Raw genomic sequence first — 22,010 nt, forward strand, 5'->3', positions numbered from 1 at the left:
AAAGAACACGGCCGCGCGGGCTGTTTCAATGGGAACTACGCACAAAAGATAAAAGGAGAACACCATGAGCGAACCAACCACGCAGTCCGAAGAGCGAACCACCTTGGTCTATGACGATGACGGCCTGGGCCGCCCGCCTTGGGCGATGTCCTCGCCGATGTTAAAGGAGTATTACGACACCGAATGGGGCCTACCCATTTTCGATGAAGCTGCACTCTACGAGCGCTTGAGCCTCGAATCTTTCCAGTCCGGCCTGTCCTGGGCGGTAGTGCTCAAGAAGCGCGAGGCCTTCCGTGCAGCCTTTTGCAACTTCGATCCGGACAAGGTCGCCCAATTCGGCGAGGCAGACGTGGAGCGTTTGCTTGGCGACGCCTCCATTATCCGCAACGAAACCAAAATCCGCGCCGCGATTAATAACGCCAAGGCGACCATCGCTCTGCGCGAGGAAGGCGGGCTGGCGGAGTTCATTTGGGCCTACCAACCTCCGGAAAACCTCTACCCCACCGTGATGGAGGATATTCCGAAAAAGAGCTACGAGTCCAAGCTCATGTCCCGCGAACTCAAGAAGAAGGGCTTTCGCTTCGTTGGACCGGTTACCTGTTTCGCCCTCATGGAGGCCATCGGCATGATTGATACGCACCTCATCGGCTCTCATCGCCGCGGTACCTCCGGGGTGTGGCTGGAGAGCGGCGTGCCGCATTATGGTCTAGCGCAGGAATACAACGCGCTCGCGAACTCGCAGACAGCGAGCGCCGACGAGCTCCACGGCGCTGCTAGCTAGGCCGCCACACGCGCTTATCCAGCGCGGCGGGCTGCTAGGTCATCGCGGCGACCGTAGCCATCCGGCCCGACGTGCGGGCCGTCAAAGTCGCCGTCCTCACCATCGCTATAGCTCAGCGGAAGATGCACGAAGTCCGGACTCTCATCGTCGATTTCCACGACCACGGCGCCTGGGCGGCGCAGATTGCGCGGAATCTTCAGCTCTTCATCCTCGGCGTTGCGCACGCCCAAACGGGCGCGGCGCAGGTGGCGTACACGGCGGCGCATCAGTGCCTGTTCCTGGCGGACCTGAGAGCGAAGGGCGATCAAGTAGGCCACGGTAAGCACGCCGGCGACCGCAGCCAACCACCAAGTCCAGCCACCAACTACGATGCCGAGGGCCACCGTGAGCACCACAGCCACGGCCAGCCCCAGCAGGGTGCGCTGACGTCGCTGGTAGCGCGTTGCAGACTTTTCCTTTTCCGCTACCGGATCCCAGCCACCGCGGCCCAAACGACGCTGGGCAAATTCGACCTCGTCCTCAGACAGGTCGGTATCCAAGCCGGCTTCGTCTGCTTCCGTGGCCGCTTCTAGTTTCTCGGACCCCTTGGCCTCGGACACATCATCCGCGCCGGCAGGCTCTACGGGGTCATTCTCCCTGATCTCGGCCTTGTCTACGGCGCCCGGATACATGAGGTCTACCGGCGAGGTATAGGTTTCGTCGTAGGTATAAGCATCGCTCGCCACGCTAGAGACAGCTGGGGCGCTAAAGACCTCAGCCTCGGCGGCGGCAACTTCGGCGGCATCGTTCTTCGAGGCCTTGTCCGAGGCGTCGTCCTCGTCCTCCAGGAGCACGTCATCGACATCGTCTGCCTCTGCGGTGTTGGCTTCCTTGTCCGCATCAGCCAGCTGGGAGGCAGGAACCGCAGCTGCCTGTGGCTCGACTGCAGACTCGTCTTCTTCTGCAATCGCTTCTTCCACCAATTCGCCGTCGATGGTTTCTGCCTGTTCCTTGGATTCTTCACCCGCGGTGGAAGCGGAAGCGCCAGTAAACGCTCGGCTACCGCTGCCGAAGGGCTGGGACTTGGCCCGGCGTGCGGCACCAGCAATGGTCACGGAGCGCGACGAGGACTTGGTGGTCTCGGCATCGGATTTACTGTCGGCAGCGTCTGCAGGCTCGACGACTTCGTAGTCCGCCTCGGCCTCATCGTCCCGACGGTGGACGTCTTCAGCGCGCAGGCGCGGACGACGCCGGCCGGCGACCTTGCCGGAATCTCCTTCAAAGAGGACCCGGGTATCTTCAAAGGCCTCACCGGTATGGCTCATTGGGCGATTATTCCTACCCAGTAGCCACGGTGCGAGCACGAAGAGCCACACCACGATGATCGCGATAATCGGCACAGCTGTCGACACGAAAAGGACCTTCCCCTTGGATACAGATGATTACTCCACCTTAAACGGTGAAACCGCACCGTAGCACCCCAAATTCGCACAAATTACAATGTTGTTACTTATGTGAAAATTGAGGTGGGAATCCCAGCGGTTAGGCCACTATTTCACGCCAGTCGCCCAGCTTGACGCAGGCGCTCCACCGCCGTGGAGGCAAAGTCTTCTTTCACCAACGCCACGTAGTGGTGGTCCTGCCACGCGCCGTCGATATGTAGATTGCGCCGCAAATACCCTTCATGCCGGAACCCGTTGGCGGCCAAGACGCGGCCCGAGGCGGGGTTGTGCTCCAGATAGGTGGCGGTCACGCGGTGCACACCCACTCGACCAAAGGCGTGGTCCACGCCCAAGGCGGTGGCGGCCGTAGCCACCCCGGCGCCGTGAACCGCGGAATATACCCAGTAGCCAATCCAGCAATCGCGAATGCTGCCATGCTGAATGTTTCCCAGGGTTACCTGCCCTGCGAATTTCCCCTCCACCTCAATGACAAGCGGGATCACCAGCGCCTCACGCGCGGCGGTGCGCAGGTACATCAGGTGATTCCACCACGCCTGCTGGCTATGCGCCGCCGCCCACGGTGCGGCTTGGGTCGGCTCAACCGGACGGAGGAAGCTTTCATCGTCGATGCGCTGACGCCGCCACTCATGGCCGTCGGAACGCAGCAGGGGGCGCAAACGCATCCGCGCCCCCGAGGGAAAGACAGAAGAGGAGGGAAGCTGGACAAAAGGAGTAGATTCCGGCCACCCCGGATGCATGTCATCGGTGGGGCCGGTAGCAGGATGACGGAACCTATCCGCCGCGTTGCCGAAAGGATCGAGCATTAGCTGCGCTGGGTCAAAAACAACACATCAACCACATCGCCTGGGCGGATTTCCGTGACCTCTTCCGGCACGCGAATCATGGCGTTGGCCTCTGAGAGGCCGGCCAAGAGGTGTGCCGGAGCACCTGCGGCACCGCCGAGGCCTTCCACCAAGTAGTCCGCGGTTTCGGCATCGCGCATCAGGCGAGCACGGATGAAGCCGCGCCGGCCGGGGCGAGAATCGATGTGGTTCAACGCACGGGCACGCACCACACGGCGGTGCGCATTCCGCTTCCCCAGCGCCAAGCGGATAAGCGGGCGGATATATACCTCAAAGACCACAAGCGCGGACACCGGATTGGACGGCAGCAAGAACGTAGGAATGCGCTCCTCGCCCATCAGCCCAAAACCTTGGACGGAGCCGGGGTGCATGGCCACGCGCGAGGTATCAATATCACCAAGGTCGTCGAGAATCTCGCGGATCGCTTCGGCACCAGCGCCGCCCACCGCGCCGGAGATAACCAGCACCTCGCTGCGGGCAATGTGCTTTTCCAACGCTTCGCGGATACGACGCGGCTCACCCTCGGCAATGCCCACGCGGTGCACCTCTGCCCCGGCTTCGCGGGCCGCGGCAGCCAAGGAATAGGAGTTCACGTCAAAGACCTGGCCCAGCGCCGGCTCTTGGTCCAAGTCAACCAACTCGCGGCCAAAGGAAATGATGGTAATACGCGGGCGCGGATACACCAGCACCTTTGAGCGGCCCACCGCAGCTAGAAGGCCAATCTGAGCTGGGCCCAAGACGGTGCCGGAGGATACAGCGACGTCGCCAGGCTGGATATCGTCGCCTACCCGGCGCACAAAGTCACCGGAGCGCACCGGGCGGTGGGCGGTAACGCGCTTGCGGCCGCGGTCGGTCCACTCGAGGGGAAGGACGGCGTCGGCAAGCGTAGGCAAAGACGCACCCGTATATACGCGCACCGCTTGCTTAGGTTGCAGGCGCAGCGGCTGCTTGGAGCCAGCAGGAACCTCACCCACCACGGGCAAGGAACGCTCTACCTCCGGCTGCGGGGAATCCGCATCCTCTTCGCTCTCAGTGGACTGTTCTTCCTGGTCCTTGTGGCGCACCCGCAGACCCCGCTCGCCTCCAATATCCACGGCGCGCACCGCATAGCCATCGATGGCCGCCTGCGGGAAGCCCGGCAGGGGTTGGTTAGCCTGTACCTGCTCGGCGCACATCAAACCCAGCGCGTTGGAAATACCGATGCGCACCGGCTCCGGCGTCGTCGCCGCATCCGTTACCAGCGCCAACTGGTCATCAACTGAACGCATAAGGTCTATGCCCGCCCTTTCTTCGCTTCCACGTCCTTGGCCACTGGGAAAATCCCTAGGCTAGGCCGTACTCGTCCTCATACTCGGCGATGATGTGCTTAATCGCTTTATACAGCGTGGGGCCGTACTTTTCATCGCGCAGGCCAAAGTCCACGTTGGCGGGGATATAGCCTCCGGGATTGCCCAAATCATGGCGCTTTCCTTGGTGGACTACCACGTGGACGGGCTCGCCCTCCTCAATGAGGAGCTCGATGGCGTCAGTTAGCTGCAGCTCGCCGCCCTTGCCCGGCTTAATGCGGCGCAGGGCATCAAAGATCTTGCGGTCCAAAAGGTAGCGGCCGGTGGCCACGAGGTTAGAAGGGGCATCCTCTACTGCCGGCTTTTCCACCATGCCCACGACCTTCTTCACGCCAGGGGCATCGGTATCTTCCACGTCGAAGACGCCGTAGTTGTAGGTCTGCTCGCGCGGGACCTCGAAAGCGCACAGCACGCTGCCACCCAATGCCGCGCGCACACGCGCCATATCGGCCATGACGGTGGCGGGCAGCACAATGTCATCGGGGAGCATGACGGCGAAGGAATCCTCGTCTTCCCCAAGGACCTCTTCGGCAAGGCCCACCGCGTGGCCCAAGCCCAGCGGCTTTTCCTGCTCCACCGCAACGGGGTGAATGATCTGGTTGGCGCGCTTAACCTTGGCCACCTGCTCGTCCTTGCCGCGGGATTCAAGGGTCTCTACCAGCTCGGGAAAAGCCTCGAAGTGGCGCATGACTTCTTGCTTATCGGGCGCGGTAATCACCGCTAGGCGGCGCGCACCTACAGAAGCTGCCTCCTCTGCGATGAGTTCGATGCCGGGAGTATCAACAACGGGCAACAGTTCCTTGGGAACCGTTTTGGTGGCGGGCAAAAATCGGGTGCCCATACCTGCCGCTGGAACTACAACCGTGGTGATTCCGCGGGCGGAATCTTCGCGTTCTATAGCCATGCACAATAGCGTACAACGCCACATTATTTTCCCGTGCACCGCTACGCCGCGGGGTTATGATTTATTTATGACCTCTTCCATTACCGCCAAAAACGAGCTGCGGGCCCGCTTGGTCCAGGCCCGCCGCGAACTTTCCTCCGAGGACCACGATGCCTTTACCGCTGGCGTGCGTAAGCACCTCGAATCCGAGCTCACCGAGTCCATGACCGTGGCCGCCTACTGGCCTTTGGGCTCTGAGCCCGGTGGTGCGGACTTTGTGCCGTGGCTCAAGGCCCATGTTTCCCGCGTCCTCCTGCCAATTTCCGGGGAGAATGGCACGCTGACCTTTGCCGAATACCGCGGGAAGGAAGCCATGCACACCAGCCCATTGGGTTTGAATGAGCCCCAGGGCCCAAGCTTTGATAGCAGCGTGCTGGCCGAGTGCGATTTGGTGCTTGCCCCCGCCATGGCAGTAGATGCCAAGGGCAACCGCATGGGCAAGGGCGGCGGCTACTATGACCGCGCGCTGGAGCCGCTTCCCCACGGCAAGCCGCCGGTTTTCGCCATGGTCTACCCCTCCGAGTTTGTAGACGAACTGCCTACCGAGGACCATGACCGCAAGGTTGATGCCGCCGTCACCGCAGAGGGCATTACCCGCTTCTAGTTTTTAGGGCGCGGGAACCATGCGCGGTTTCGGGCAGTCTAAAAGAGTATGCCCACTTCGCGTATGCCCCGTCTCGTTTCCACCCTTCGTACTCCTGGCCACCGCCGCGGCGTTGTAGTGCGCCGCGCCATTGCGGTGGCCCTTCTTATTGCCGCGCTGGCTTCGGCTCTTTCGGCGGCCAAGGAGTTACCGCGCGTGCCCGTCTTTAGCCGCGATCTGCCGGCAGGGGCGGAGCTGGCGCTTGCCGACGTCGACCTGGCCCGCCTTCCTACCTCCTCCATCCCCGATTCGGCGGTAGCTGCAGAGCCAGAAGAGCTGAGCGGCCGGGTCATTACCGCGGCAGCCGGCAAGGGCGAAGTGATTACCGATGCTCGCCTTTTGGGAGAAGACCTCGTCTCCAGTTTGGTTAGCGGCTCCGACGCCGCGACCGCGCGGATGATCCCGGTGAAGCTCGCCGAGCCAGATATCATCCCCCACCTACACCATGGCGATACCGTGGACGTGGTCACCGCCGTCGACGCCGCCTCCTCCCCTGCCGGGGAGGGCGAGGCGCCCGCAACGCCCACCGCGCGCGTTATCGCCACCGGCGGGCGCGTGGTGTCGACCTCCAGCGCCGAAGGCGAGGCCTCTTCCTCTACTGTTTTGCTCGCGCTGCCGCATGACCACGCCAATGATGTAGCCGCGGCGTCGTTAAGCCAACCGCTCACGGTCGTTATTGTGGGTGACCGCGCCCACCCACGGCAGGGCTAGACCTTTTCAGCCACAACAGTTGTGGTTGGTTAACAGCTGCACTAAAGTTTCGCCATGTCCATGGTTTCTAACTACCCTTAGTTATTCCCAGAAAGGTTTGCGCATATCACCATGCTCAAGGGTTTTAAAGACTTCATTATGCGCGGCAACGTCATCGAACTTGCTACCGCAGTCATCATCGGCTCCGCCTTCACCGCGATCGTCACCGCCGTTACTGACTCCATCATCCAGCCGATCATCAATTCCCTTGGCTCTGCTGAAGTGGACGGCCTAGGCTTCCAGATCACCGACAACAAGAACACCCTCGTGGACTTCGGCGCTGTAATCACCGCAGCGATTAACTTCCTCATCATCGCCGCAGTGGTCTACTTCCTCATCGTCATGCCGCTGAACAAGCTCACCGAGGCCGCTAAGCGCCGCCACGGTGTAGACCCTGAGGCTCCGGCACCAACCTCCGAGGAACTGCTCGCGGAAATCCGCGACCTGCTCGAGGCCCAGAATGTCTCCGATAAGGACATCCCGGGTACCGGCATTGACGGTTCCGCCCGCGGCGCTGCCGACGCCGATTACGGTTTTACCGGCGGCGGCCGCCACCAGGCCTAGTTCCCTGCGCTGCATATACAACGCAGATCCCGCGGTTTCATTTCTCCGGAAGCGAAACCGCGGGCTTTTTTAGATACCTCCGCGGCTGCAGACCTGCATCCTGTTTTAGGCACTAGCCGCCGTAGTGTGGGGGCTGATTCTCTCGGTAGAACTGTTCATCGCGCTGGCCGGACTCCCCCTCTGCCGCCGCCGAATCCCCGTCATCAAAGGTAACGATTCTCTCTTCATCGGCACCGTGGGCAGCGGGTGCGCCGGGCTTATCAGCACTACGGTCATAGTCGGCAGCAGCAGATTGGCGAAATACTCGTCGGCGATTTCTCCGCGACGTCATAGAAAATTCCCTGCGTTTACTGGACGCTAGATTGCTGCAGCTGGTCAATGAGGTGGTGTACCAGGGGCGCCAAGGTAGCCATGCCATCGCGGACGGCAGCGCGCGACGAGGCAAGGTTGACCACTACGGTAGAGCCAGAAACACCCGATAGACCGCGGGACGTGCAGGCATCCACCGCGCCGCAGGCTTGGCCAGAAGAACGCAGCGCCTGTGCCACGCCCGGGACCATCTTGTCGATGACAGACCGGGTAGCCTCCGGAGTCTTATCGCGCGGGCCTACACCGGTACCGCCCACGGTGAGGACCACGTCCACGCCACCGACCACGGCCGTCTCAATGGCCTGGCGGATCTTGGATTTCTTGGAACGGACCACGATGGCGCCATCAACACGGAAATTGGCCTCCGCGAGCAACTCACTTACCAGCTGAGAAGTGCTATCGGATTGCTCACCAGGATGGTCAGTGACAATCACAATAAGCCCACGGCGCGGGGCAGCAAGGCTATCCTCTTGTTCACTTGCCAGCAGGAAGGCATCATCGGGTTCGGCAACATCCATCAGGGAATCGCGCCTGGTCGCGCCGTCGGGCTGTGCGGAGTCGGTCACATCGTGCTGCGAATCTGGCATTTTTCTCCTTAAGTTAAGGCATTGCGGCCTTGTGGCGGGGTGAGGTACGGCGCATTTAGCACCTAATGAGGTCTTGCACAGTAATTTACTCGCCTGAGAGGGTTACCTCTACCTGACGAGATTCATCCGAGTCTTCGCGGGTTACCTCCAAGGTCACCGTCGCGCCAAAGTCTTGCGATCGCGCCGCCGCGATGAGCGCATCGGCGTTTTCGATCAGACGATCGTTGACGCGGGTTACAATGTCGCCATCCTTTAGGCCCGCCTTATCTGCTGGGCCACCCGGCTCCACCCCGGCGATGCGGGCACCATTGCCGTCGTCGCGCGCTAGCACCTTCACGCCAAGGGTCGGGTGGGAAACTTTGCCGTCATTAATGAGCTCATCTGCCATGCGCTTGGCAAAATTGGATGGAATTGCAAAGCCCAGGCCAATGGAGCCGCCCTCGCCGGAGGAACTATTAGACAGCGAAGCAATCATGGAGTTCATGCCGACGATATTGCCGTCTCGATCCACCAAGGGGCCGCCCGAGTTGCCAGGGTTTACTGCGGCATCGGTCTGAATGGCGTCAATCAGTGAGGACTCGCCACCCTCTTGGGAAGCGCGAACGGGACGGTTCTTCGCCGATACGATGCCGGAGGTCACGGTAGCATTCAGTCCCAAAGGTGAACCCACGGCCACTACCTCTTGGCCCACAGCGACGGAATCGGAGTCGCCGAACTGCAAGAAGGGCAGGTCCTTGACGTCCTTGATCTTCACGATGGCCACATCCGTATTCGCATCCGAGGCCACCACGTCAGCTTCATGCTTGCTGCCATCATTCATGGTCACCTGCATCATGCCACCGTGCTCAGCACCGGCAACCACGTGGTGGTTAGTCAATACATAACCATCTGGGGAGATGACAGAGCCGGAGCCTTCAGCCCCACCCGTACGAGTCATCGTCTGGATAGAAACCACCGCCGGCAAAACCTTGGAGGCTACTTCTTCCACAGAACCCTGTTCCGGTTCCTTACCGGTGCTATTGTTTGCCGGCTCAGCCTTGAGGGCTTCATTGACCGCGGAGGTATCGTTATTGCCTCCCCCAGAACTCATGCCAACCACAGCGCCGGCAATCGAGCCTGCGGCGATGGCAGCGACGGCCGCCAATGCGGTGGCGGCGCCCAAGCCGATTTTCTTCTTTTGCTCCGGCTGCGGAGGCAGCGGAGTGACCATCGGACCTTCCTGCCCCTGACCGCTAAAGCTTTGGGCCTGTGGGCCATTCGGATAGGGCCCCAGCGAACCTAGCGTTCGTGGGCCATCGCCTTCTGCACCGCCGCGCGGCTGATTCCAGCCTTGCGAATAGGAACCGGTCTCATGTTCCTGCGCACCAGCGCCGTTGTAAAGACCAGTGCTGTCACTGTAGGGGCCAGCACTACCGGCGCCTGCGTCGGGCTGTCCGGTTTCTCCAAAGTTCAGACCACCCTGAACCGGCTCGGCCCTACCCGGGCCTTCCTGGGATTCTCCCTCTGGGGAGTTTCCATCAAAGCCGCGGTAATCGTCATTCCTCATGTTCATGAGAAAACTATGCCTCACTTCGCTTGGTCAAGACTGATATTGATCTGCCAACCTACTAGGAATTCCTGGAAGGATGCTGTATTACCTCACCAGTATAAACGTTTGTACGCTAGCCCTGATTAAACCAACGCTGCGCAAAGATTTCACCTCGGTCGCTCGGGTCTTCCTTACCACCCGGCGGCCCCTCATGCGGGTCTGCCAAACCGTCCACGAAAATCTCACCCGGCACAGGCTTGCCCGGCAAGATGACTTCCATGCGGGTGCCACCATCATTAGACTCGCGGATCTTGATCGTGCCATTGTGGCGTTCAATTACCGATTTCACAATGGCCAAGCCCAAGCCCGAGCCCGGCATGGAACGCGCTTCCGCCGAACGGTAGAAGCGTTCAAAGACCTTCTCCCGCTCCTCCGGTGCAATGCCAGGCCCAGAGTCATCAAAGCGCAGGCGCACCTCGTGGGAGGATAGCTGCTCCATGGATACGCGCACCGTGCCAGTTGCCGGCGACCACTTAGCCGCATTGTCCATGAGGTTAAGCGTTGCACGGCCCAATGCGAAGGGGTCGCCGTCCAGCTCCCACGGGATAAAGCGCACCAAGAACTCCACATCGGGACGGCGGCGGCGCGCACGCTCCAGCGAAGCCATCATGACTTCACAAAGGTCAACCGGTTCCGCTTCGCGCTCATTGCCGTCCTCGCGCGCCAAATCAACGAGGTCCCCAATCAAGGTGGAGAGCTCATTCATCTGGGACATGACGTCATCTTCGAGGTCTTTGCGGTCCTCATCGCTCATGCCAAAGCCACCACCGGCGCGATTGAGCATCATCAAAAGCTCAATATTGGTACGCATAGAGGTCAGCGGGGTCTTCAACTCGTGTCCAGCATCGGCTACGAACTGAGCCTTCTGCGAACGGGATTCCTGCAGTGCCTCCAGCATCTGGTTAAAGGAGGTGGTCAACTGCGCCATCTCGTCGTTATTGGAGACCTCAATAGGACGCAGGTCGTTGGTCTGCGTCACGTAATCCACAGCTCGCTTCAGCCGGGCGATGGGTTGCATACCGGTTTTGGACACGATGAGGCCTGCAAAAATGGCGAGCAAGATGCCAAGGCCAACGATAATCAGAAGCACCGTGCCCAAGATGGCTATGAGCCCTTGCGTAGGTGCGAGAGACTGAGCGACGGCCACGGTAGAGCCGAGATCATGACGCTTGGCCAACACCCGCTCGCCGCCGACGGTACGCACGGAAGTTTCCGTGTAATCCTCCGTCCGGTGGAAGTCCCCGCCCATAGGAATGGTGTCGCCGTAGGAAAAGCTCATGGAGGGCGGTGATAGGGCTACACGGGTGCCAGGGTTATAGGCCTTAAAATCCTTGATTTCCTGGTCCACGTTATCCATGAACCGCGGGTCTTGGCTTTGCCGCAACAAGACATCGGCCTCGGCCTCCAAGCGGTCATCGACGGAGGCAGTAAGGGACATAGAAACTACCCAATACGTTGCCAACGTCATCAAGGCAACGGCTACGGCCACCACAAGGCCGGTAACAGTAGCAAGGCGCCACCGCAGTGGCGTCCGTGAAGCCCAACTCCCCTGACGATCGGAGAACTCGATAAGAGGGGTGGACTGTACCTTCCCGGAAGCCACCGCGGGGGAAGCGGGCTTCCTTAAAATCACGAATTAGACTCCCTCAAAACATAGCCCACACCACGGACGGTGTGGATAAGGCGAGCATCGCTCTCGCCCTCCGTCTTCTTACGCAGGTAGCCGATATAGACCTCGAGAGCATTGCCGGAGGTAGGGAAATCGTATCCCCATACTTCTTCCAGGATCTTGCTGCGCGATAGAACCTTGCGGGGATTTTCCATCAGCAATTGCAGCAGCGCAAACTCGGTACGCGTCAAGGAAATGGCCCGGCCACCGCGGCTTACTTCGCGGGTATCGGCATCAAGTTCAAGGTCTTCGAAGCTAAGCTTGCTTTCCACCGGAGCTTCAGCGGCGATGGAATCTGCAGAGGCACGCCGTACCAAGGAGCGCACGCGGGCCAAGAGCTCTTCCAATGCGAACGGCTTTGGCAGGTAATCATCCGCTCCGGCATCGAGGCCAGCCACGCGATCCGAGACGCCATCGCGCGCGGTCAGAACGAGAATTGGACGGTCCCAACCCTCACTGCGCAGGGTGCGGCATACCTCTAGTCCATCCATGTTGGGCATCATGACGTCCAGAATCACCAATTCGGGATTCTCAGCGCGCACCGTCTCCACGGCTTCCAAGCCGTCGTTAGCGGTCAGCACTTCGTAGCCGTTAAAGCGTAGGGAACGGCGTAGCGATTCACGGACGGCTTGTTCATCATCCACCACAAGGATTTTCATAGTCCTAATTATTACTGATGGCAGTCAACTTCATGAAGTTAAGAGAAATATTTACCCCCAAAGCCCCCCAAATACAGTTAAAACATGCTTATAGGAGGCTTCTAAAGCTAAAAATCCCCGCCCAGCCCTCTAAAGAGAGCGGACGGGGAGATTAAAGAGCGAGCTTAGAACTGCTCTACGTCAACCAGGCCCAGCTTGGCAGCCTTAACCAGGCGGCGCGGGATGCGGACGGTCTGGCCGTCGATGGTGACTTCCTGGAGGGCTACGTTGTCAGCCTTCCACTGGGAACGGCGTGCGTGGGTGTTCGCACGGGACTTCTTAAACTTAGGAGTTGCCATTTTCTACTCTCCTCCTTACGCGTTCTTCTTCTTCTTGCGGCGTGCCATGCCACCGAAGCGCTGGTTGAAGCGCTCGACGCGGCCGGCGGTATCCATAACGCGCTGTGCACCAGTCCAGAACGGGTGGGACTCAGCGGTAACGTCAACGACGATCAGTGGGTACTCGTTGCCGTCTTCCCACTCAACGGTGCGGTCGGAGGAAGCGGTGGACTTGGTCAAAAAGGAGTGACCGGTACCAGCATCACGGAAGACTACCGGGTGGTAATCCGGGTGAATATCTTTCTTCATATATATTCCCTCAGGGTTGGACTACGGGTCGGTTCCACACGCTTGGTGAGGATCGTGCCCGAGTTGGGACGTACAAATTTCACTCTGTTAACCGCGCGCCGCGTGGCACGGGTCAACAACCTGAATTATCCTACAGTCAACTAACCCATATACGAAATTCCCAACCAGCGGCGACCACTCATTTCACTCACGTTTCTTGCATCACACTTGGCGGCACCGCACAGGCAAACACCACCCCAGCACGGCAAACGGCCTAGGTGCCGCAGCGAGGCAGCGATTAGGTAATTCGCGCCCGAGGCTGTAAGATTTTCCCTTGCTGTTGTCAAAATATACGTTTTACGCCCCGTCTACTGGTGTTTGACGATGGCGCCGCACCCGCTCACACCTCACCTTTGAGCACTGCCACCCTCACACGGCAGTCGGCGCTTCATTGTCTATAGCCATGATGTGGGCGGCTAGGAGAAAGAAGACCCATGTCGGCTATTTGCCAGGTAACGGGCCGCAAGCCGGAATTCGGCAAGCAGGTCTCGCACTCGCACCGCCGTACTTCGCGCCGTTGGAACCCCAACGTGCAGCGTCGTCGCTACTACCTGCCCTCTGAGGGCCGTACCATCACCCTGAACGTTTCCACGAAGGGCATGAAGATCATCGACCGCGATGGCATCGAGTCCGTTGTGGCTAAGATTCGCGCACGTGGGGAGAAGATTTAAGTATGGCACGTAACGATATCCGCCCAATCATCAAGCTTAAGTCCACTGCGGGCACCGGTTACACCTACGTGACCCGTAAGAACAAGCGCAACAACCCGGATCGCATCACCTTGAAGAAGTTCGATCCGATTGCCCGCAAGCACGTCGAATTCCGCGAGGAGCGATAATCAATGGCTAAGAAGTCCAAGATCGCTAAGAACGAGCAGCGCAAGGAAATCGTCGCCCGCTATGCGGAACGTCGCGCTGAGCTCAAGAAGATCATCAAAAACCCGAACACCCCGGATGAGGAGCGCCTGGAGGCTCAGTTCGAGCTGAACCGCCAGCCTCGTGACGCTTCCCCAGCCCGCGTACGTAACCGTGACGCTGCCGATGGCCGTCCACGCGGTTACCTCCGCAAGTTCGGCCTGTCCCGTGTCCGTATGCGCGGCATGGCTCACCGTGGTGAGCTGCCGGGCGTTCGTAAGTCCAGCTGGTAAAGGGGTAATTGCACAATGGCTAATAAGCGCAATAACCAAAAGAAGTTCCGTATGGAGCAGAGCCGTCGCCCAAAGAAGAACCCTTTGAAGGCTGAGGGCATCGAGAAGGTGGACTACAAGGACACCAAGACTCTGCGTCTGTTCATCTCGGATCGTCACAAGATCCGTTCCCGTCGTGTCACCGGTTTGACCCCGCAGCAGCAGCGTCAGGTTGCTACCGCAGTCAAGAACGCACGCGAAATGGCTCTCCTGCCGTTCACCACCCGCTAAACAGTAGCTGGGTATCAACAGCGCACTTTTGCCGCTGGCAAGTGTGACACGGTAAAAGAACCATAAGCTTTCGCCGCCTCCCTCCTCGAGGGCAGGCGGCGAAAGTCGTTTTAATCCTCCCCTCCCCTTCCGCGCGGCCCACATGCCCGGATCACAGAACCGAAGTGTTAGATTGAAAGCATTCGTGCACCCCGCAGCCGGCGGGGAAGCATCGGCCCCGCACTAGTGAAAGGCAGTGAGCAATGGCCCTGCACCAATCCCTACTCGATCTTTCCGAGCTCGCCCCGCACTGCCAGTCCCGCGCTACGGCCCGCGGACTGCTCGCAGAGGCCCAAGATATCTTGCGCAATGCGGTCGCCCACCAGGACAATGAGATTGAATTGGCCCACTGGTATTCCCGGCTGATTACGGATATTGTTCGCTCCCCGGGGGTCAACTCCCCGGTCCACCTTACCGGCGCCGCCGCCCGCGGCGACCAGCTGCCCTCCATGCCTGTGGAGTGGGTGGGCCAGGATGACGACCTCCAAGAGGTCTTCGCCGATGTCGGTCTCCAAGCTCACGCAGCCGCCGATTCCATCGCCGTGCGCGTCGACGCCGGCCTGCCCCTTGGAAACAGCGGGGAACAAGCGCTACTAGAAGAAGCCTTGGGCCAGCGCCCGCCTGCCCTAAAGATGGTCGATGGCCTGCCGAACCGTGATGCAGCGGTGGATATTAAGGTCACACTGCTCTCCCCCATCGCGGCAATCGCACGCTGGGCGGCGCCGGGGCCGCGCCCCACGGTGGATCGCTTAGCGATCGGCGTGGAACGCGATCTGCTTAGCGCCGCTGATGCAGAGGCTTTGGACCTAGCGTGGCGCACTGGCTATGCGTTAGAGTTGCGCCGTTGGTACGAGGGGGTTAGTGATCACTCGGCAACATTGCGCGATCTCCCGCCGTTGGACCGCACTGCTTATGGCTCCGCGTGCCGCATTGTCGCGGCGGCGTTTGAGTCTATTGCCCGTCGGACGGAAGAATATAAATAGTCTCTACGGTGCGGATTCGGAAGCAGTACCTAGTCGGGCATAAGATTGTACAGTTGGTTATTAAAAGTGAATTCTCTTTTGCGAAAGGAGGCGTCCCACCGCATGGCAGGCAATGTCGGTAGGCCGCGTAAACACAGTCCGCGGCGCAGGGGCAATAGCGCCCGTGAGGAGATTTTGGACGCCTCCTCCGAGCTTTTCACTACTCAGGGTTTTGCTACCACGTCCACGCACCAGATTGCAGACGCGGTGGGCATCCGTCAGGCGTCGCTGTACTATCACTTTCCGTCCAAGACGGAGATTTTCCTGACGCTGCTCAATTCCACCATCGAGCCTTCCTTGGAGTTGGCCGATGAGTTGGCGGGTACCGACGCGGCCCCAGCACAGCGCCTGTGGTCTTTGGTCGCCGCAGAGTCGCGTCTGTTGCTCACCAGTGGCTGGAACGTGGGCCGCCTGTATCAGCTGCCGGTGGCTAATTCTTCGGAGTTCTCCGAGTATCACGAGTCCCGCGACCGCCTTCAGAATCATTTCCGCTCCACTGCCGCAGCCATTGTGGGCGAGGATGACCCCCGCGTGGAGCTGCCCTTCCACATCGCGCTGTCCGTTATTGAAATGCGCCCCAATAACGGCACCCCTCCGTTCGACGCTTCCCAGTCGGTTCCGGAGACTGCCGCCATGCTTGCTGACGCCGCCTTGGCCGTCCTCGGTGCCTCCGTCCCCGACAACGCCGAGGAAACTACCCTCGAGCTGCTCAAGAACCGCAACGACTCCATTTCTGCGGCCGCCGCCGCAGCGGCCGACCGCAAGAAGAAGTCGCGCTAGCCCCTCGTTTTCCGCGTTAGCGCTGCCACGACTCCGTGAACTCGCCCGTGGCGGCCAATCCGCCGCCCTCGCGCACGCTCACTGCGCTCGGGGTCACCACTATGATCGACGGATCCGCATTGACGTAGTAGTTATTGCCGTCTTGGGTAACGTCGCTCGTCTGGAACTGGCCATCAAACATCGACGAGCGATAGATCTTGTCGCCACCTCCGGTCTCGCAAATGATAACCCTGCCGTCGGGACCAGCCCCAGCGAACAAGGCACGCTCAAAGCGCTGACAGTTGGCGTAGCCACCATCGAGCCATCCGTACTCGTTGAAACCAGCAATGTAGTTTCCCACACCAGTCTTCTGACCGCCACCGGTGGACGACGGGGCCTCCTGCTTTTCCGTCTGCGTGACCGTGACCACCGGAGGCTCCTCCGGGGCTTCCTCTTCCTTGGTTACGGTCTTTTGGGCGGCCGTGGTTTCCTCGGCGTTTTCCTCTTCTCTGTCGGAGTTATTGACCGTGGTCATTCCGCTGCCCTTCCCTTTGAAGCTCGGGGCAGCGTCGTCCGTGGAGTCACTGCAACCGCTCAGCGCGAGGCTGGCGGCCACGAGCGGGACGAAACCTGCGGCAATGAGCGAGCGGAGGCTTAAGCGAGAAGTCATGAGTTTTCCTTTCTACTGGCAGGCTTAGCAGGCAGGGCTGGACCACTGGGTATCGGCCTGCGCTAGGGCTTCGGCCATGGAGGTAAGCACCGTTTGGGTGGAGGCGTACTGGCCATCAGGGGATGAGGCAATCAGTGCCACGGCGACGTCGTGCCCGCCCAGTTGCACGATGCCCATCTGCCGCACATCGTAGCCGCCGGCGAGGCTCGGGCCCCAGCCACCCTTCATCAAGGCGCCCGGCAGGGTGCGCAGGCCGTAGGCTTGGGCGGGATCGGCGACACCCATGGCGTCGACAATCGGCTGGGCACCTTCAACGCAGCGCACCCCGGCCATGAACTTTGCTTGGTTTCCCACGCCCCACATGGTTTGGCCAAAAGCCGTAAATTCCGGCCGGGTGACCTGGGATTGGACTTGGGTGGCGGTATCGCCCGCCTCCGCGATGACGCTTTGTGTGGCCTGCGCGGCTGCGGTCCCCTCCCCTAAAGCTGCCCACGCGGCCTTGGCAGCCTCGTTATCGGAGTAGGTGATTGCAGAGGACACTAGCTGGCTATCGGCCGCACCCGTGCGATTCGCCGCGATGAGCACCGGCACCTTGGAGGTTGACCACGCGGCTTCGGGAGCGGTGCGCCCCGCTTCAATGGTGGTGGTGCCATCGGAGACCGCGATGCCCACATCGCCGTGTTCGGCCACGATGCGGTCAAGCACGGCTTGGACGTCACCAGAAGGGGCCGCGGCCGATGGCTCCGAGGAAGAGGCAGGCGCAGTCGAGGCAGCTGGTGCCGCGGATGAGGCCGCGGGCGCTGCGGTCGTGGTCTCTTTTCCGTAGAGGGGATCTGCCGTGCCGCGTGCCTCGGTGTTGACGAAGGTAGGGGCATTATTCGCCGCGTCCTCGTCGCCGCAGGCGCTGAGGGTGAGCGCGCAGGCGATAAGGGCAGCTGCCGGGCCCCAGGCCCGGCGGATAGGGAATGTCATGGCATTTAGCTTAGGCTAGTGCGCGAAGTGGCGGGTACCGGTCAGATACAAAGTAACGCCGGCTTCCTTCGCTGCCGCGATGACTTCTTCGTCGCGGATGGAGCCGCCGGGCTGGACCACGGCCTTAACGCCGGCGTCGAGAAGCACCTGCAAACCATCGGCAAACGGGAAGAAGGCGTCGGAAGCGGCGAAGGAGCCCTCGGTGCGGTTGGCACCATCGGCCAAGGTGTTAGCGCGCTCGACGGCCAGCTTGGCGGAGTCAACGCGGTTGACCTGGCCCATGCCTACGCCCACGGTGGCATTGTCCTTGGCCAGCAAGATGGCATTGGACTTCACCGCGCGCACGGCGCGCCATGCGAATTCGAGCTCAGCCAAGTCGGACTCGTTGAGGGCCTCGCCCGCAGCCAGGGTCCAGTTGGCCGGGTTATCGCCCTCGGCCTGGTAGGTGTCTGGCTCTTGAGTGAGCACGCCGCCGGAGATGTACTTGCGCTCCTCGTGCTGGTCATCGTGCTCTGCCTGCAGCACGCGCAGGTTCTTCTTGGACTTGAGCACCTCGATGGCGCCGTCCTCATAGGAAGGCGCAACGATGACCTCGGTGAAGATCTCCTTGACCTGCTCGGCCATCTCTACGGTGACCTCACGGTTGACGGCAATCACGCCACCGAAGGCGGACATTGGGTCGCACGCGTGCGCCGCACGGTGGGCGGCGGCGATGGACTCCTCGGACACGGCAATGCCGCATGGGTTGGTGTGCTTGATAATCGCAACACAGGGACGCTCGTGGTCCCAGGCGGCGCGCCAAGCGGCATCCGCATCCTGGTAGTTGTTGTAGCTCATCTCCTTGCCATTGAACTGGGTGGCATTGGCAAGGCCCTTGGAACCGATGCGGGTGACAGTCGCCGCCTGGTGAGAGTTCTCGCCGTAGCGCAGCGGGGCGGTTTGGCCCTCCTCGCTGAGCTGATCCACGAACCACGCGGAGACGGCCGCATCATACTCCGCGGTGTGCAGGAAGGCGTCGCGCGCCAAGCCGCGGCGCTGCTCCAGGGTAAAGCCACCGTTGTTCACGGCCTCCACTGCCTCACCGTAGCGGGAAGGGTCTACCACAACGGCGACGGACGGGTGGTTCTTGGCGGCCGCACGCACCATGGATGGGCCGCCGATATCAATCTGTTCCACGCAGCCATCAAAGTCTGCGCCCGAGGCCACGGTCTCGCGGAAGGGATACAGGTTGACCACGACGAGCTGGAAAGGCTCTACCTCGAGCTCGGAGAGCTGGTTGAGGTGGTCGTCCTTGCGGGTATCGGCCAGGATTCCGGCGTGCACGCGCGGATGTAGCGTCTTGACGCGGCCTTCCAAGCACTCCGGGAAGCCGGTGAGCTCTTCTACCGGAGTGACCTCGATGCCTAGGTCCGCGATCTTCTTCGCGGTGGAGCCGGTGGAGACAATTTCCACACCTGCCTTATCGAGGGCGCGGGCTAGATCCTCCAGCCCGGTCTTGTCGTACACGCTGATAAGGGCGCGCTTTACCTGCTTGCGGTCTTCGCTCATGAGGAGGATTAAGCCTTTCGAAAAGTCTTAGTCTGCGAGTTGAATAGTTAGTTTCTCGTCGTGGACGTTAGCTGCACGCAGCACCTCCACGATGAGATCGCGCTCTACTTGTTTAATGCGTTCATGGAGGGTGGACTCGTCATCGTCCGCGTCAATGACAACGGGGCGCTGCGCGATGATGGAGCCGGTATCCACGCCCGCGTCCACAAAGTGGACGGTAGAGCCAGTGATCTTCACGCCATAATCTAGGGCGTCGCGCACCGCGTGCGCTCCCTTGAAGGCAGGCAGTAGCGCCGGGTGGGTATTGATAGTGCGGCCTTCGAAGCGGTCCAAGAATTCCTGGCCTAGGATCTTCATAAAGCCCGCAGAAACAACAACGTCTGGCTGCGCAGCATCTACTGCGTCAACCAGACGTTGATTCCATTCGGCGCGATCCGCACCCAGCGCCACAACCTCGGTATCAATACCGTGGTCCTGTGCGCGCGCAATACCGTGGCATTCCTTATCCGCCACCACCTTGACTACCTGGTAGTGCCCGGCCTGGGCATCCACGATGGCTTGTAGCAAGGAACCCGTTCCAGAAACGAGCACCACCACTCGGAGGCGTTCAGGGTCAGCGGTATAGCGCGGAGGCATCGGTGAAGTCACGCGCTATAGCCTAGCCCCTCTCCCCCTCCTCGGGGGAATCTTCGCCCGCAGAGTCCTGCTCACTCTCCCCCATTTGGTCCTTGAACTGTTGGCTCAGCGGCTTGGCGACGCCCCTTTCATTGCCCTCCTCAGTCTCTTTTTCCGCTTCCTCTTCCGGCTCCTCCGCCGTTTTGTCGTCCGGAGTGTCCTTTTCTTTCTGCTCTTCTTCCGGTTCCTCTGCGGCCTCGCCAGGTGCGGAATCCTGGGGCCCGTCCTCGACTACCTCGGCATCAACGATTTCCGGATCGGTGATGGGCTCGCTCTCCGGTTCGGCGGGGGCGTCGTCAGTTTCGGCGGTGGCTGCATCGGTCACCTCGGTAGTGGTGGCATCAGCAGCGGGCTCATCGGCGTATTCATCGGTGGGGGCCGCACCAGGTGCTGTGCGGGCCGCACGCCAGGCCACGAAGGCGAAGCCAGCGGCAACGGCGCAGCCAACGACGGCCATCCACAGGGAGGTGAGGCCTGCGGCAGTCCACAGCTGCGGGCCGGTCGAACCGTAGTAGCCGAGGTCACCGCTGACAAGGTAGCAGGCAACCAGCATGATTACTGCGGAGGCCACCGTAGCTACTAGTACGTCCTGAAAGCTCGGACGCTTCTTGTACAACGAGTAGATTGCGGCGCCGAGGGGGACGATCAATAGCGCCACCGCCCAGCTGGGCGCGGATGCTGGAATGCCGCCGGTAATCGGCAGCGGTGGCAGCGGCACGAGGTGGGCGCTAAAGAGGCTTACTGAGCCTTCGCCTACGGAAAACTCCGAGCCCACCAATACCGCCGCGGTGCTCACGATGGCATTGGGAATATAAAGCACGCTCAGCAGCACGAGTCCGGCAATGCCTAAGCCGGAGATCGTAGGATAGTCATTCATCATCTCGCCTTGGCGGGAGATGTTGACCAGGAATACCACCGCGAAGACTGCGGCTGCGCCAATGGCCAGGTAGGCGAGGTAGCGAAGGGCGATCTGGGTGGCGTCGACAAGCGGGCGCGGCACTCCATAACGCTTGGCCAACGCCCGCCACAAGCGCCACCCCATGCCGGCCGCCATGGCGGCCAGGTGCAGAACAATAACGCGCAGCAACGCCTGCGCCAGGTTTGGCGGGGAGACGTCATAGACCTTGCCCGCATCCCACAGCATCAGCCACGCGATGATGGTAAATACCACCGGCACGCCAAGCAGGCAGGCCAAAAGAGTAAGCAAGTCCTTGACGCTAACCTTGTGTTTTACCGCGCTGCGCACCCGAACCGCCACCGCCGTGGCAAGGATAAGCGCTGGCAAGGCCGGCAAAAAGGAAATATGCACATCAGCCGCAGAGACCGGGGCGAGGTTAAAGACCATCCAGGCCTCCGCCACGATGGTGTACCACCACGCCATGGGAGAGCCGGTGAGCATGAGACCGCCAAGCGCGATGGCCATAATGATAAGGACAATAACCACGTTGGGCACTGCCGCCGTAATGAGCATGCGGCGAATGCGCCCGGCTTTGGTCAACGGCGCGGGCGTACGGCGCGCCTTGGCCTTGGAGCCGGCCTTGCGAGCGACGCGCTGCGCCGATCCAGAGGACTGGCGTGACCCACTGGGATGAGGCGCGCGTGGGGTGCGCTGCGCGCGCACCGTACGGCCCCGCGCCTGGCTACGCGGGCGGGGCGTTGACCGAGATTGGGGGCTGGTGTTTTTGTTCATCGGCGTCCACTTTGCCACCTTCCGGAAGTGAAATCGGGGTGGCGCGACGAGACGCTCGCAAAATCACCGGCGGCAACCCCTGTACCTGGGCTATACAAATATATAAGGAGTATAAAATCTACCCTGGTTTCACACCCTTAACTCTGGCGGTAATACTATTGAAGGCAAAGGCCGCTAGTTTTGCGTGACGCACGCGGAGCTCGCGTGGGATCTTTATCGCACTAGTGATATTCCGCGTGCCACATGTTGCCTGCTCGTGGACAATTTCCCCGAGAGGGGCCTGAAAGTTTCTTAATTTGGGTTGCTGTTATCTTTTCGAGACGCTACTGTTACATCTCGTTGGTAACAAGAAGGTCACAATCTCGTAACT

General features: G+C 60.7%; 26 protein-coding genes. 10 read left to right on the forward strand and 16 right to left on the reverse strand.

From position 1 onward, the window contains the following. The first annotated feature begins 64 nt into the window (after positions 1-64). Positions 65-781 carry a DNA-3-methyladenine glycosylase I gene (locus LG376_RS12075; protein ID WP_049379052.1) on the forward strand — a complete coding sequence of 239 codons (717 nt, stop codon included), beginning with the start codon at positions 65-67 and terminating at the stop codon, positions 779-781. A 14-nt stretch (positions 782-795) separates the two neighbouring features. Here LG376_RS12075 and glpR read toward each other — a convergent pair whose 3' ends face one another. From glpR to LG376_RS12095, 4 genes are all read right to left on the reverse strand, one after another. Next, positions 796-2,172 carry a gephyrin-like molybdotransferase receptor GlpR gene (gene glpR, locus LG376_RS12080; RefSeq protein ID WP_225747292.1) on the reverse strand — a complete coding sequence of 459 codons (1,377 nt, stop codon included), beginning with the start codon at positions 2,170-2,172 and terminating at the stop codon, positions 796-798. Between the two features lie 143 nt (positions 2,173-2,315). Further along, positions 2,316-3,026, reverse strand: coding sequence for a GNAT family N-acetyltransferase (locus LG376_RS12085; RefSeq protein ID WP_049379048.1), 711 nt, complete (start codon positions 3,024-3,026; stop codon positions 2,316-2,318). Next, entirely contained in the window at positions 3,026-4,333 is a 1,308-nt protein-coding gene (glp, locus tag LG376_RS12090; RefSeq protein ID WP_225747293.1) for a gephyrin-like molybdotransferase Glp, read from the reverse strand. The genes LG376_RS12085 and glp overlap by 1 nt, the downstream gene beginning before the upstream one ends. A 55-nt stretch (positions 4,334-4,388) precedes the next feature. Next, positions 4,389-5,315 (reverse strand): UTP--glucose-1-phosphate uridylyltransferase, encoded by a 927-nt coding sequence (locus tag LG376_RS12095; RefSeq protein ID WP_225747294.1) that lies wholly within the window; start codon positions 5,313-5,315, stop codon positions 4,389-4,391. Between the two features lie 67 nt (positions 5,316-5,382). Here LG376_RS12095 and LG376_RS12100 point away from each other — a divergent pair, with 67 nt between their 5' ends. The 3 genes from LG376_RS12100 to mscL all read left to right on the forward strand — a co-directional run bounded on the left by LG376_RS12100 (position 5,383) and on the right by mscL (position 7,311). Further along, positions 5,383-5,958: a 5-formyltetrahydrofolate cyclo-ligase gene (locus LG376_RS12100; protein WP_225747295.1), complete on the forward strand. Its 576-nt coding sequence runs from the start codon at positions 5,383-5,385 to the stop codon at positions 5,956-5,958. 63 nt (positions 5,959-6,021) lie between these two features. Further along, positions 6,022-6,708 carry an SAF domain-containing protein gene (locus LG376_RS12105; RefSeq protein WP_225747296.1) on the forward strand — a complete coding sequence of 229 codons (687 nt, stop codon included), beginning with the start codon at positions 6,022-6,024 and terminating at the stop codon, positions 6,706-6,708. A 111-nt stretch (positions 6,709-6,819) separates the two neighbouring features. Next, entirely contained in the window at positions 6,820-7,311 is a 492-nt protein-coding gene (gene mscL, locus LG376_RS12110) for a large conductance mechanosensitive channel protein MscL (protein ID WP_225747297.1), read from the forward strand. Positions 7,312-7,423: 112 nt separating this feature from the next. Here the strand turns inward: mscL and LG376_RS12115 are convergent, their stop codons facing one another. The 7 genes from LG376_RS12115 to LG376_RS12145 all read right to left on the reverse strand — a co-directional run bounded on the left by LG376_RS12115 (position 7,424) and on the right by LG376_RS12145 (position 12,809). Further along, positions 7,424-7,642, reverse strand: a complete 219-nt coding sequence (locus LG376_RS12115) for a hypothetical protein (protein WP_225747298.1) — start codon at positions 7,640-7,642, stop codon at positions 7,424-7,426. Between the two features lie 16 nt (positions 7,643-7,658). After that, positions 7,659-8,267 (reverse strand): molybdenum cofactor biosynthesis protein B, encoded by a 609-nt coding sequence (locus LG376_RS12120; RefSeq protein ID WP_225747299.1) that lies wholly within the window; start codon positions 8,265-8,267, stop codon positions 7,659-7,661. An 85-nt stretch (positions 8,268-8,352) separates the two neighbouring features. Then, a complete protein-coding gene (locus LG376_RS12125) occupies positions 8,353-9,819 on the reverse strand; it encodes a S1C family serine protease (protein WP_225747300.1) in 1,467 nt (488 codons plus the stop codon). A 109-nt stretch (positions 9,820-9,928) separates the two neighbouring features. Then, complete coding sequence (locus LG376_RS12130) at positions 9,929-11,488, reverse strand: HAMP domain-containing sensor histidine kinase (protein WP_225747301.1); 1,560 nt, start codon at positions 11,486-11,488, stop codon at positions 9,929-9,931. After that, positions 11,485-12,183 (reverse strand): response regulator transcription factor, encoded by a 699-nt coding sequence (locus LG376_RS12135; protein WP_049379033.1) that lies wholly within the window; start codon positions 12,181-12,183, stop codon positions 11,485-11,487. Before LG376_RS12135 ends, LG376_RS12130 begins: the two co-directional genes overlap by 4 nt. 164 nt (positions 12,184-12,347) lie before the next feature. After that, positions 12,348-12,521: a 50S ribosomal protein L32 gene (rpmF, locus tag LG376_RS12140; protein WP_005279913.1), complete on the reverse strand. Its 174-nt coding sequence runs from the start codon at positions 12,519-12,521 to the stop codon at positions 12,348-12,350. A 15-nt stretch (positions 12,522-12,536) separates the two neighbouring features. After that, positions 12,537-12,809 carry a type B 50S ribosomal protein L31 gene (locus LG376_RS12145; RefSeq protein ID WP_225747302.1) on the reverse strand — a complete coding sequence of 91 codons (273 nt, stop codon included), beginning with the start codon at positions 12,807-12,809 and terminating at the stop codon, positions 12,537-12,539. Between the two features lie 473 nt (positions 12,810-13,282). Here LG376_RS12145 and rpmB point away from each other — a divergent pair, with 473 nt between their 5' ends. The 6 genes from rpmB (at position 13,283) to LG376_RS12175 (ending at position 16,106) form a co-directional block, all read left to right on the forward strand. Beyond that, positions 13,283-13,519: a 50S ribosomal protein L28 gene (gene rpmB, locus LG376_RS12150; protein WP_005279911.1), complete on the forward strand. Its 237-nt coding sequence runs from the start codon at positions 13,283-13,285 to the stop codon at positions 13,517-13,519. A gap of 2 nt (positions 13,520-13,521) precedes the next feature. Further along, complete coding sequence (rpmG, locus tag LG376_RS12155) at positions 13,522-13,686, forward strand: 50S ribosomal protein L33 (protein ID WP_005279910.1); 165 nt, start codon at positions 13,522-13,524, stop codon at positions 13,684-13,686. Between the two features lie 3 nt (positions 13,687-13,689). Then, complete coding sequence (rpsN, locus tag LG376_RS12160; RefSeq protein ID WP_005279906.1) at positions 13,690-13,995, forward strand: 30S ribosomal protein S14; 306 nt, start codon at positions 13,690-13,692, stop codon at positions 13,993-13,995. A 15-nt stretch (positions 13,996-14,010) separates the two neighbouring features. Then, complete coding sequence (gene rpsR / locus LG376_RS12165) at positions 14,011-14,265, forward strand: 30S ribosomal protein S18 (protein WP_005279904.1); 255 nt, start codon at positions 14,011-14,013, stop codon at positions 14,263-14,265. Positions 14,266-14,507: 242 nt separating this feature from the next. Then, a complete protein-coding gene (locus tag LG376_RS12170; RefSeq protein ID WP_225747303.1) occupies positions 14,508-15,287 on the forward strand; it encodes a putative nucleotidyltransferase substrate binding domain-containing protein in 780 nt (259 codons plus the stop codon). A 102-nt stretch (positions 15,288-15,389) separates the two neighbouring features. Next, the gene (locus LG376_RS12175) at positions 15,390-16,106 is read left to right on the forward strand and encodes a TetR/AcrR family transcriptional regulator (RefSeq protein ID WP_204609795.1); all 717 of its coding nucleotides are present in this window, start codon (positions 15,390-15,392) and stop codon (positions 16,104-16,106) included. A gap of 16 nt (positions 16,107-16,122) precedes the next feature. On the opposite strand, the gene LG376_RS12180 is transcribed toward LG376_RS12175, so the two are convergent. From LG376_RS12180 to LG376_RS12200, 5 genes are read right to left on the reverse strand one after another with little or no spacing between them, the layout of a single operon-like run. Beyond that, positions 16,123-16,755 (reverse strand): hypothetical protein, encoded by a 633-nt coding sequence (locus LG376_RS12180; RefSeq protein ID WP_225747304.1) that lies wholly within the window; start codon positions 16,753-16,755, stop codon positions 16,123-16,125. A gap of 24 nt (positions 16,756-16,779) precedes the next feature. Then, on the reverse strand, positions 16,780-17,727 hold the full coding sequence (locus tag LG376_RS12185) for a hypothetical protein (protein ID WP_225747305.1): 948 nt from the start codon (positions 17,725-17,727) through the stop codon (positions 16,780-16,782). A 15-nt stretch (positions 17,728-17,742) separates the two neighbouring features. Then, positions 17,743-19,275: a bifunctional phosphoribosylaminoimidazolecarboxamide formyltransferase/IMP cyclohydrolase gene (gene purH / locus LG376_RS12190; RefSeq protein WP_225747306.1), complete on the reverse strand. Its 1,533-nt coding sequence runs from the start codon at positions 19,273-19,275 to the stop codon at positions 17,743-17,745. A 27-nt stretch (positions 19,276-19,302) separates the two neighbouring features. Further along, a complete protein-coding gene (gene purN / locus LG376_RS12195; protein WP_193387577.1) occupies positions 19,303-19,911 on the reverse strand; it encodes a phosphoribosylglycinamide formyltransferase in 609 nt (202 codons plus the stop codon). A gap of 22 nt (positions 19,912-19,933) precedes the next feature. After that, positions 19,934-21,640, reverse strand: a complete 1,707-nt coding sequence (locus LG376_RS12200; RefSeq protein WP_225747307.1) for a DUF6350 family protein — start codon at positions 21,638-21,640, stop codon at positions 19,934-19,936. Positions 21,641-22,010: the final 370 nt, after the last annotated feature.

The sequence above is a fragment of the Corynebacterium sp. Marseille-P4611 genome (assembly GCF_916618765.1).
Classification (GTDB): Bacteria; Actinomycetota; Actinomycetes; order Mycobacteriales; family Mycobacteriaceae; genus Corynebacterium; species Corynebacterium marquesiae.

Coding starts and splice junctions, on each gene's coding strand:
- LG376_RS12145 (WP_225747302.1), bottom strand. CDS start 12,809: ATGAAGAAAGATATTCACCCGGATTACCACCCGGTAGTCTTCCGTGAT.
- purN (WP_193387577.1), bottom strand. CDS start 19,911: ATGCCTCCGCGCTATACCGCTGACCCTGAACGCCTCCGAGTGGTGGTG.
- purH (WP_225747306.1), bottom strand. CDS start 19,275: ATGAGCGAAGACCGCAAGCAGGTAAAGCGCGCCCTTATCAGCGTGTAC.
- rpmF (WP_005279913.1), bottom strand. CDS start 12,521: ATGGCAACTCCTAAGTTTAAGAAGTCCCGTGCGAACACCCACGCACGC.
- LG376_RS12100 (WP_225747295.1), top strand. CDS start 5,383: ATGACCTCTTCCATTACCGCCAAAAACGAGCTGCGGGCCCGCTTGGTC.
- rpsR (WP_005279904.1), top strand. CDS start 14,011: ATGGCTAATAAGCGCAATAACCAAAAGAAGTTCCGTATGGAGCAGAGC.
- rpmG (WP_005279910.1), top strand. CDS start 13,522: ATGGCACGTAACGATATCCGCCCAATCATCAAGCTTAAGTCCACTGCG.
- LG376_RS12170 (WP_225747303.1), top strand. CDS start 14,508: ATGGCCCTGCACCAATCCCTACTCGATCTTTCCGAGCTCGCCCCGCAC.
- LG376_RS12185 (WP_225747305.1), bottom strand. CDS start 17,727: ATGACATTCCCTATCCGCCGGGCCTGGGGCCCGGCAGCTGCCCTTATC.
- LG376_RS12200 (WP_225747307.1), bottom strand. CDS start 21,640: ATGAACAAAAACACCAGCCCCCAATCTCGGTCAACGCCCCGCCCGCGT.
- LG376_RS12180 (WP_225747304.1), bottom strand. CDS start 16,755: ATGACTTCTCGCTTAAGCCTCCGCTCGCTCATTGCCGCAGGTTTCGTC.
- LG376_RS12085 (WP_049379048.1), bottom strand. CDS start 3,026: ATGCTCGATCCTTTCGGCAACGCGGCGGATAGGTTCCGTCATCCTGCT.
- LG376_RS12135 (WP_049379033.1), bottom strand. CDS start 12,183: ATGAAAATCCTTGTGGTGGATGATGAACAAGCCGTCCGTGAATCGCTA.
- LG376_RS12175 (WP_204609795.1), top strand. CDS start 15,390: ATGGCAGGCAATGTCGGTAGGCCGCGTAAACACAGTCCGCGGCGCAGG.
- glp (WP_225747293.1), bottom strand. CDS start 4,333: ATGCGTTCAGTTGATGACCAGTTGGCGCTGGTAACGGATGCGGCGACG.
- LG376_RS12075 (WP_049379052.1), top strand. CDS start 65: ATGAGCGAACCAACCACGCAGTCCGAAGAGCGAACCACCTTGGTCTAT.
- LG376_RS12120 (WP_225747299.1), bottom strand. CDS start 8,267: ATGCCAGATTCGCAGCACGATGTGACCGACTCCGCACAGCCCGACGGC.
- LG376_RS12105 (WP_225747296.1), top strand. CDS start 6,022: ATGCCCCGTCTCGTTTCCACCCTTCGTACTCCTGGCCACCGCCGCGGC.
- LG376_RS12095 (WP_225747294.1), bottom strand. CDS start 5,315: ATGGCTATAGAACGCGAAGATTCCGCCCGCGGAATCACCACGGTTGTA.
- rpmB (WP_005279911.1), top strand. CDS start 13,283: ATGTCGGCTATTTGCCAGGTAACGGGCCGCAAGCCGGAATTCGGCAAG.
- rpsN (WP_005279906.1), top strand. CDS start 13,690: ATGGCTAAGAAGTCCAAGATCGCTAAGAACGAGCAGCGCAAGGAAATC.
- LG376_RS12125 (WP_225747300.1), bottom strand. CDS start 9,819: ATGAACATGAGGAATGACGATTACCGCGGCTTTGATGGAAACTCCCCA.
- mscL (WP_225747297.1), top strand. CDS start 6,820: ATGCTCAAGGGTTTTAAAGACTTCATTATGCGCGGCAACGTCATCGAA.
- LG376_RS12115 (WP_225747298.1), bottom strand. CDS start 7,642: ATGACGTCGCGGAGAAATCGCCGACGAGTATTTCGCCAATCTGCTGCT.